Below are 8,642 nucleotides of genomic sequence, written 5' to 3'. Positions count from 1 at the left end.
GGGCTTGCTCGCGAATGCTGACTGACATTCAACATAGACGTTGTCTGACACACTGCTTTCGCGAGCAAGCCCGCTCCCACATTGGATTTTTGCTGTATTTGAGCAATGTGCTCGATCAGCAGGACGTAAATTTATTTCGCGCGCAAGACACGAGGCACAGCATGCAAATCAAACTCGCCAACCCCCGTGGCTTCTGCGCCGGCGTGGACCGGGCGATCGAAATCGTCAACCGCGCCCTGGAAGTCTTCGGGCCGCCGATCTACGTGCGTCATGAAGTGGTGCACAACAAATTTGTCGTCGAAGACCTGCGCAGCCGTGGCGCGATCTTCGTCGAGGAGCTGGATCAGGTGCCGGACGACGTCATCGTAATCTTCAGTGCTCACGGAGTTTCTCAAGCCGTACGCAGCGAAGCCGCCGGCCGTGGCCTGAAGGTATTCGACGCCACTTGCCCGCTGGTGACCAAGGTGCACATCGAAGTCGCGAAATACAGCCGCGACGGCCGTGAGTGCATCCTGATCGGCCACGCCGGTCACCCGGAAGTCGAAGGCACCATGGGCCAGTACGACGCCAGCAATGGCGGCGCGATCTACCTCGTCGAAGACGAGAAAGACGTAGCCGAACTGCAAGTACGGAACCCGGAAAAACTGGCGTTCGTGACCCAGACCACCCTGTCGATGGACGACACCAGTCGGGTGATCGATGCCCTGCGCACACGTTTCCCGGCCATCGGTGGTCCGCGCAAGGACGACATCTGCTACGCCACGCAAAACCGTCAGGACGCGGTCAAGCAACTGGCCGACGAATGCGATGTGGTGTTGGTGGTGGGCAGCCCGAACAGCTCCAACTCCAACCGCCTGCGTGAGCTGGCCGAACGCATGGCCACGCCGGCCTACCTGATCGACGGCGCCGAAGACCTGCAGAAGAGCTGGTTCGAGGGTGTCGAGCGCATAGGCATCACCGCTGGTGCCTCCGCACCGGAAGTGCTGGTTCGCGGCGTGATCCAGCAGTTGCAAGCCTGGGGCGCGACCGGTGCCGATGAACTGGCCGGTCGCGAAGAGAACATCACCTTCTCGATGCCGAAAGAGCTGCGCGTCCGTTCGATCTGACGCTCTTCGCCTTCAGGCACAGCGCCTGCTCAGCCTTTGCGCTGGTCAGGCGCACCCGGCCGGTTGCCGCCAGCACCACCTGGCGCTGGCTGACCGGCTCGCGTGCCGAACAGATATGTAATGTCCCTGCCTGAAATGCCCGCCCGGGCATCAGCGGTTGTCCAAGACTGCTGAAGCGCACGTAACGACTGACCGCCCAATTACCGACAATCGGTGTCCGCCCGTCACTCGTATGCTCCACCAGCAGCGGGTTGCTGCTGTCCAGCGACCCCTTGCCGCTGATATCCAGAATGATCCGCCAGCCCTGACTCCAGTCGCCGTTGATGCCATGGATTACCACGCTCTGGTTGCGGGTGATGGCCAGGGTGCGGGCGTTGCGAATTCCGTCGAGCAGCGACTGCGCCGCTTGGTCGCGATGGGTCGACTCGGTGAAGGTGGCGAACGCCGGGCTGACCAGCGACAGAACAATTGCGCCAATCGCCAGTCCCATAAGCAATTCAATCAGGCTGAAACCCTGTTGCGGCATGACAACTCCCTCCGTGGAGCATGAAGCCCGGCGCGATCCTTTTCGCCGGGCAGGGCAAATCAACCGACGCGGGCCGGTTGAATGTTCTAGTTTGTAGAAGCAGGTATAGCCGACGGCAACGGAGGGCATCGATGGATCATCGTACAAAAGGTTTCACGCTGCCCGAGTTGTTGGCTGCAGTCGCGGTGATGGTGATCCTCATCACCCTGGCGGTGCCGGGCTTCACTCGCTCGATCCAGAGCAGCAAGGCCGACACCGAAATGGGCGACCTGCAGCGCGCCATCAACTATGCCCGGCTGGAGGCGATTGATCGCGGCGTGACCACGCGCTTGCGCCCGAGCGCCGGCGGCAGCGTGTGGACCGGCGAATTGTCGGTCTACGACAGTACTGGCACACCGGCCAATGTATTGCGGGTTGTTCCAGCGATGAGCAGCGGCGCGACTCTGACGCTACCCTCAGGAGTGACCGCACTGGATTTCAACAACCTGGGCGGTCTGGCGGCGCCGTCGACGGCGGTGGCCATCAGTTACGTGTTGGGCACACAAAGCAGGACGCTGAACGTGTGTCTGAATGGACGAATTCAATTGGGTGGAAGTTGCGGATGAGGGCAGGGAGCACACAGGCACAGGAGGGCATGTCGCTGATCGAAGTGCTGGTCGCGTTGCTGATTCTGACCGTCGGGATATTGGGCGCGGCAGCCGTTCAAGTGAATGCGCTGAAGTACACCGACAGTTCGCGGATGACCAGTCAGGCGAGCTTCATCGCCTACGACATGATGGACCGCATCCGTGCCAACTCCGCCGCTGATTACACCGTCACGCCGCCTACCTCGGGCAACCTCAGCGTGGCCCGCGATCAGGATCTCTACGATTTCACCACCAACATCGTCAATTTCGGTGGGCCGACTGCCACCGGTACGATCACCCTCAATCAGCGGGTGTACACCATCACCATCAACTGGAATGACTCACGGGCGGCGAATGCCACCGGTACCACCCGCAGCTTCGTTCTGACCAGTCGCGCCACGGTCGATCCGGTGGCCGGCCCATGAAGCGCTCCAATCGAGGTTTCGGCCTGATCGAAATGCTCATCGCCCTGGCGATTGGGCTGATCATCGTGCTGGGCGTGGTGCAGACGTTCCTCGCCGCTAAAAACACTTACGTCAGCCAGAACACCGCTGCCGCGATGCAGGAAGACGCACGTTTTGTCCTGAGCAAGATGATTCAGGAATTGCGCATGGTCGGCATGTTCGGCTGTCTGGGCACGATTACTGATGCGAGCTCGGCAGGGGATTTCACCGCGGCGCAGATCACCCCGATCAGTTGGGACAACAGCAACCTCAAGCTGACTCTGGTTACCGCTGATGTCGGCGGCAGTGGTGGCACGCCGACCTGGACGGTGGTCTCCGATTGCCGCAACAGCGCCACGGCCTATACCGGGTTGCGGGCGGCAGCGAGCGGGCAGATCGCTTTTCCGATCCGCCGCTTGATCTACAGCTTCAGCAACAACCAGATTCTCATGGGCACCGGCAGCGGCACGCCGACCCAGCAGGTGCTGGTGAACAACGTCAGCGCCTTCACTGTGATGTTCGGTCTGGCGACGTCCGCCACCGATGTCGCGGCGTCCTCCTACAGTGCCAACCCTAGCGATCCGGCGCGCATCCGCAGTGTGCGACTGAGCCTGACCCTCACCGACCCGAACAACCGGGTGGCCAACCAAACCTTCAACGTGGTTGCCGCTTTGCGCAACCGCTTGCAATGAGGGTCGGGCCGATGAGGATGACTTTCGACCAGCGGCAAAACCAGCGTGGCATGGTGTTGCTGGTCAGTCTGGTGTTCCTGTTGCTGCTGACCTTGATCGGGCTGTCCTCGATGCAGAGCGCCAACCTGCAGGAAAAAATGGCCGGCAGCGTCAGCCTGCGCAATCAGTCGTTCCAGACCGCCGAGGCGGCGTTGCGTATCGGCGAGAGTGCGGTGCAGCTCGACAGTTATTCGCTGGCGGTGTGTGCCAGCGCCACGCAATGTGCGCCGCCAGCGGAGTCCTCGGTGGTCAGTGCGGCGGGGCTCAACTCGACCTCGGGGGTGACGTGGGTCGCCGCAGGTAACGGCTTCTATGGTGTGCAGAACATCGGTACCACGCTGACGGCGGTGAACGTGCCGAGCAACACCTCGGCGACCTTGTACCGAGTGACCGCTGTCGGCATCGCCGGCACTTCGCGCAGTGTGGTGGAGAGTGTCTATGCGAAGTATTGAGCGCTGCCGGACGTTGTTGGCCGGCATGCTGCTGAGCTTTTATCTGGCAGCGCCGGCTTATGCGTTCACGCCTTCCGACTCGCCGCTGCTGAGTGCCGCTGCGGTACCGCCCAACGTGATGTTGCTGATCGACGATTCCGGCAGCATGAACAGCATCATTTATGCGGCGGGATTCGATCCGACCGTCACACGTACCCCGGCCCGGCAATGTAATGCGTTGCTCGGGCTGTGCCTGAGTTCAACGGCGATCACTGGCGATCCGGTGTTTCTCTCGAACCTGCCGACCTCCGGTTGCTCCGGCGGCGCCTTCGCCTTCTACAACAACAGCGTCGCGCCGTTGTGCCTGAAACTGCCTGATCCGGTGGGCGGCGGCAATACGCGCTACACGGGGGATTACATCGCCTATGTGGTCGGGCTGGCGATCAACAACGGCACCCGCGACTTCACCACCGGGGCGATTCCCAACGACTATCGGATCAACGTCGCGCGCAACGTGTCCACCGCACTGGTCACCAGCAACCGTAACTTGCGCATGGGCCTGTCGACCTTCAACCCGGTGACCAGCAACAACCCCGGGAACGGTGGATACATCGCTCGTTCCATCAGTGATCTGTCGCCGGTCTCCGGCAGCGTGACCCAGGCGCAGGCCGACGCCAACTACAATGCGTTGATTTCGGCGATCGGTGGTTTGGGGGCCGTGGCCAACACGCCGCTGGCAGAAACCTATTACGAAATCACCCGGTACATGCGCGGCATGACGCCGTACTACAACAGCACACCCACCACTTACACCAGTCCGATCCAGTACCGCTGCCAAAAGAACTACGGCGTGGTGATCACTGACGGTTTGCCGACCTACGATCGTACCTTCCCAACCAACGATCCGTTGGGTGGCAGTCGTCTGCCGAACTGGGATGGCATCAATAATGATGGCAACAACCTCAATGGCGATAACGAGGGTGACACGCTGTATCTGGATGACATTGCCAAGTTTGCGTTCGACATCGACATGCGGTCGACAGGTACCGATCTCGCGGGCAAGAGCTGGGGCTCGGCGGATTTTCCCAAGCAGAACATGAACACCTACACCGTCGGCTTTACTGCCGACAACGACATGCTTTCCGACGCCGCTGCCTATGGGCAAGGCAAGTATTACCAGGCGACCGACAGCACCGGCCTCAACACCGCGCTGTCCTCGGCCTTGAGCGACATCACCTCCAAGGCCGGGTCCGGGGGCAGCGGCGTCACCAGCGGCACTACGCTGGCCAGTGGCACCAGTTATTTCCAGACCAGCTACGATCCCAAGGACTGGCGCGGCACGATCAAATCCTTCGGCTTCACCTCGGCCGGCGCGGTGAATACTTCGACAGCCCTGTGGACCACCGATACCACGATCGTGCCGGGCGCGACCGCTCCAACCTATCAATCGTGGAACACCTCCAGTAACGCCGCCGTTACCCTGGCCTATGGCAACTTTTCCGCAGCCCAACAGACGACGCTCAGCCAGAGCCTGCCCACCGGTATCAGCGGCAGCGACCTGGTGGAGTGGAGCAAGGGCACCAACAAGACCGGGCTGAAGGTGCGCAGCGTATTGCTCGGCGACATCATCAACTCGCCGCTGGTGCTGGCCTCGCCCAGCGATAAAACCGCCTCCGACCTCTCGGGTGACACCACCTACACCACGTATCTGACCACCAAATCGGCGAACATGAATTCAAGTCTGGTGGTGAATGCCAACGACGGTTTCGTCAATGTGATCAACTCGGCCAACGGCACCCGGCGTTATGCCTACATGCCGTCCAGCGTGTTGCCTTCGCTGCGGCTGATTGCCGACCCGGCGTACATCAATGGCGTCAGCCACAAGTTTCTGGTGGACGGTCAGGTCGGTGTGTACGACGCGCAAATCAACAGCGCCTGGAAAACCCTGGCCATCGGCGGTACCGGTGCTGGCGGCAAGACTTTCTATGCGCTGCAACTGTTCGACGCGTCGGCAGGCAATGTGCTCAATGCCCTGTGGGAAGTCAGTGCACCCGCCACGGCGAACACTGCCAACGCATTCAATGATCTGGGTTACGCCTATGCCCGGCCGGAAGTGGCACGCTTGGCCGACGGTCGTTGGGCGGCATTCATTGCCAATGGTTATGGCAGCAACTCCGGGGTGGCGGCGTTGTATGTGCTGGATGTGCGTGACGGATCGTTGATCAAGAAGATCGTGATCGACAGCACCGAAACCACCAATGGCCTGTCGTCGGTGAAGCTCAAGGTCAACTCTTCGAACGTGGTGCAGGCCGCTTACGGTGGTGACCTGAAAGGTCGCTTGTGGAAGTTCGATCTGAGCGCGACATCGACCGACAGTTGGGGCGTGGCGTTTTCCGGTAAACCGTTGTTCACCACGGCGGGCGGAGCGACTCAGCCGATCACCGCGCAGCCGCTGCTGGCGGACAATTCGCTGGGGGGCAAACAGATCTTCGTCGGCACCGGCAAATTCAACGAGACCGCCGACAAGACCAACAAGGATTTGCAGGCGTTCTACTCAGTGTGGGATGCCGACGGCGGTTCCGGGCAACTGACGGTCAGCAGCCTGCAGGCACAGGCCGTGACCGGAGTGTTCTCTGGCAGCACCGGGCAGTTCATCACCACCAGCCAGAATGACACGACCTATCCGGCGGAGAAGGGCTGGTACCTGCCCTTGGTGTACAACAACGTACTGACCGGCGAGCGGGTGATCAATCAGGCCAGTCTGGTGCTCGGACGCATCGTGTTTACCACCGCCAGTGTCGACACCACCGACCCGTGTGCCAGTTTCGGCACCGGCAAACTGGTCGAACTGGATGCGTTCAGCGGTAAGATGCTCAACTACGCTGTGCTCGACACCAACGCCGATGGCGTGGTCGACAGCAACGACACGATTTCCAGCGGCGTGGTGTTCACCGGCGGGATTCCGACCCTAAACGCCATCGTCAATGGCGCGACGCGCAAGATCGTCAACGATTCCAGTGGCACTGTCACCACACTGGTGGAAAAATCCGGCGGCGGCAGCCGGCGTATCATGTGGCGACAAATACAGTAAGTGAGAGTTTGAGGCATGCGCAGATTCAACCGAGGCTTCACCCTTATCGAAATCATGATCGTGATTGCGATCATCGGGATCATCATCACCATCGCCGCACCGAGCTACACCGAATACCTGAAAAAAGGCCGGCGCGCCGAAGTGGTGTCGCTGCTCTCGGAGCAGGCGCAGAGCCTCGAACGCTTCTACACCAAAAACAATGTCTACACCGGCATCACCGGTCTGAGCGCGGGCAATGATTTCTACACCATCACCCCGACGATCGCTGATCAGACCTTCCTGCTGACGGCCACCCGCAAGGCCGGCACTGCCATGGCCACCGACAAGTGCGGGGACTTCACCCTGACCAATACGGGTGTGCGCAGCATGAACAACGCAACCACCGGGCTGACCACCAAGGATTGCTGGGGCCGCTGAGGTACCTTCTCAAGGGCGCCTTTTGCGCCCACTGTCTTTTTTACGGTTGGATCAAACATGACCAGGCAACAGCAAGTGGTGATTGTCGGTGGCGGGGTGATTGGCCTGCTGACCGCCTACAACCTCGCCTCCGAAGTGCGCAGCGTGGTGCTGCTGGATCGCTCGAACGTCGGCCAGGAATCGTCCTGGGCCGGCGGCGGTATCGTTTCACCGCTGTACCCGTGGCGCTACAGCCCGGCAGTCACCGCGCTGGCGCATTGGTCGCAGGATTTTTATCCACAGCTGGGCGAGCGGCTGTTTGCCGATACCGGGATTGATCCTGAAGTGCACACCACCGGCCTGTATTGGCTGGATCTGGAGGATGAAGCCGAGGCACTGGCCTGGGCCGAGCGGGAAAACCGTCCGCTGCGGGCTGTGGATATCTCGGCGGCGCACGACGCAGTGCCGGTGTTGGGCGGCGGGTTCTCCCGGGCGATCTACATGGCCGATGTGGCCAATGTGCGTAACCCGCGTCTGGTCAAATCATTGAAAGCCGCTTTGCTGGCGCTGCCGAACGTGACGATTCACGAGCAATGCGAAGTCAGCGGGTTTGTTCGCGAAGGCGAGCGGGTGGTTGGCGTCGAGACGTCCAGAGGCGTGATCAGTGGCGATCAGGTGGTGCTGACGGCCGGGGCATGGAGCGGTGATCTGCTCAAGACGCTGGACCTGACGCTGCCGGTGGAGCCGGTCAAGGGCCAGATGATTCTCTACAAATGCGCAGCGGATTTCCTGCCGAGCATGGTGCTGGCCAAGGGGCGTTATGCGATTCCGCGTCGCGACGGGCACATTCTGATCGGCAGTACGCTGGAGCACGAAGGCTACGACAAGACGCCGACCGATGTCGCGTTGCAGAGCCTCAAGGCTTCGGCGGTCGAGCTGCTGCCGGCGCTGGCGGAGGCCGAAGTGGTGGGGCACTGGGCCGGTTTGCGCCCGGGCTCGCCTGAGGGAATCCCGTATATCGGCCGCGTGCCGGGGTTTGAGGGGTTGTGGCTGAACTGCGGGCATTACCGCAACGGGCTGGTGCTGGCGCCGGCGTCATGTCAGTTGTTTGCCGATGTGATGCTGGGGCGTGCGCCGATTATTGATCCGGCGCCGTATGCGCCTGCAGGTCGCATTTAGTCAGATTTTTCTCTGCTGGCTGGCAGACCGCTTTCGCGAGCAAGCCCGCTCCCACATTGGATCTGCGGTGAACACAAATTGTGTGAACAACCGAGATCTACTGTGGGAGCGGG

At 61.1% G+C, this 8,642-nt stretch carries 9 protein-coding genes; 8 read left to right on the top strand and 1 reads right to left on the bottom strand.

Going from position 1 to position 8,642, the window contains the following annotated elements; genetic code table 11:
* Nucleotides 1–161 precede the first annotated feature (161 nt).
* Nucleotides 162–1,106, top strand: coding sequence for a 4-hydroxy-3-methylbut-2-enyl diphosphate reductase (gene ispH / locus QMX91_RS26340; RefSeq protein ID WP_223007220.1), 945 nt, complete (start codon nucleotides 162–164; stop codon nucleotides 1,104–1,106).
* Here the strand turns inward: ispH and QMX91_RS26335 are convergent.
* A complete protein-coding gene (locus tag QMX91_RS26335; RefSeq protein WP_135296592.1) occupies nucleotides 1,063–1,632 on the bottom strand; it encodes a GspH/FimT family pseudopilin in 570 nt (189 codons plus the stop codon). The two genes, ispH and QMX91_RS26335, sit on opposite strands and share 44 nt — an antisense overlap.
* 131 nt (nucleotides 1,633–1,763) lie before the next feature.
* Between QMX91_RS26335 and QMX91_RS26330 the strand changes: the two genes are divergently transcribed.
* The 7 genes from QMX91_RS26330 to thiO are packed head-to-tail and all read left to right on the top strand — an operon-like array spanning nucleotide 1,764 to nucleotide 8,529.
* Nucleotides 1,764–2,237, top strand: coding sequence for a GspH/FimT family pseudopilin (locus tag QMX91_RS26330; RefSeq protein WP_098965689.1), 474 nt, complete (start codon nucleotides 1,764–1,766; stop codon nucleotides 2,235–2,237).
* Nucleotides 2,234–2,683, top strand: coding sequence for a type IV pilus modification protein PilV (pilV, locus tag QMX91_RS26325; protein ID WP_223007219.1), 450 nt, complete (start codon nucleotides 2,234–2,236; stop codon nucleotides 2,681–2,683). The genes QMX91_RS26330 and pilV overlap by 4 nt, the downstream gene beginning before the upstream one ends.
* Complete coding sequence (locus QMX91_RS26320) at nucleotides 2,680–3,393, top strand: prepilin-type N-terminal cleavage/methylation domain-containing protein (protein ID WP_202370529.1); 714 nt, start codon at nucleotides 2,680–2,682, stop codon at nucleotides 3,391–3,393. Before pilV ends, QMX91_RS26320 begins: the two co-directional genes overlap by 4 nt.
* Before the next feature lie 11 nt (nucleotides 3,394–3,404).
* Nucleotides 3,405–3,884 carry a PilX N-terminal domain-containing pilus assembly protein gene (locus QMX91_RS26315; protein ID WP_223007218.1) on the top strand — a complete coding sequence of 160 codons (480 nt, stop codon included), beginning with the start codon at nucleotides 3,405–3,407 and terminating at the stop codon, nucleotides 3,882–3,884.
* Entirely contained in the window at nucleotides 3,871–6,954 is a 3,084-nt protein-coding gene (locus QMX91_RS26310) for a PilC/PilY family type IV pilus protein (RefSeq protein ID WP_282413605.1), read from the top strand. The genes QMX91_RS26315 and QMX91_RS26310 overlap by 14 nt, the downstream gene beginning before the upstream one ends.
* 15 nt (nucleotides 6,955–6,969) lie before the next feature.
* A complete protein-coding gene (locus QMX91_RS26305; protein ID WP_097089243.1) occupies nucleotides 6,970–7,371 on the top strand; it encodes a type IV pilin protein in 402 nt (133 codons plus the stop codon).
* Between the two features lie 57 nt (nucleotides 7,372–7,428).
* Entirely contained in the window at nucleotides 7,429–8,529 is a 1,101-nt protein-coding gene (thiO, locus tag QMX91_RS26300) for a glycine oxidase ThiO (RefSeq protein ID WP_098965682.1), read from the top strand.
* Nucleotides 8,530–8,642 lie beyond the last annotated feature (113 nt).

This window comes from Pseudomonas sp. PS01299 (genome assembly GCF_029960145.1).
Classification (GTDB): Bacteria; Pseudomonadota; Gammaproteobacteria; order Pseudomonadales; family Pseudomonadaceae; genus Aquipseudomonas; species Aquipseudomonas putida_A.
This window is presented reverse-complemented; position numbering and strand designations above follow the sequence as displayed.

What these genes read in the sequence shown, in the direction of transcription:
- QMX91_RS26330 (WP_098965689.1), top strand. Translation starts at nt 1,764, where the DNA reads ATGGATCATCGTACAAAAGGTTTCACGCTGCCCGAGTTGTTGGCTGCA.
- ispH (WP_223007220.1), top strand. Translation starts at nt 162, where the DNA reads ATGCAAATCAAACTCGCCAACCCCCGTGGCTTCTGCGCCGGCGTGGAC.
- thiO (WP_098965682.1), top strand. Translation starts at nt 7,429, where the DNA reads ATGACCAGGCAACAGCAAGTGGTGATTGTCGGTGGCGGGGTGATTGGC.
- QMX91_RS26310 (WP_282413605.1), top strand. Translation starts at nt 3,871, where the DNA reads ATGCGAAGTATTGAGCGCTGCCGGACGTTGTTGGCCGGCATGCTGCTG.
- QMX91_RS26335 (WP_135296592.1), bottom strand. Translation starts at nt 1,632, where the DNA reads ATGCCGCAACAGGGTTTCAGCCTGATTGAATTGCTTATGGGACTGGCG.
- QMX91_RS26305 (WP_097089243.1), top strand. Translation starts at nt 6,970, where the DNA reads ATGCGCAGATTCAACCGAGGCTTCACCCTTATCGAAATCATGATCGTG.
- QMX91_RS26315 (WP_223007218.1), top strand. Translation starts at nt 3,405, where the DNA reads ATGAGGATGACTTTCGACCAGCGGCAAAACCAGCGTGGCATGGTGTTG.
- pilV (WP_223007219.1), top strand. Translation starts at nt 2,234, where the DNA reads ATGAGGGCAGGGAGCACACAGGCACAGGAGGGCATGTCGCTGATCGAA.
- QMX91_RS26320 (WP_202370529.1), top strand. Translation starts at nt 2,680, where the DNA reads ATGAAGCGCTCCAATCGAGGTTTCGGCCTGATCGAAATGCTCATCGCC.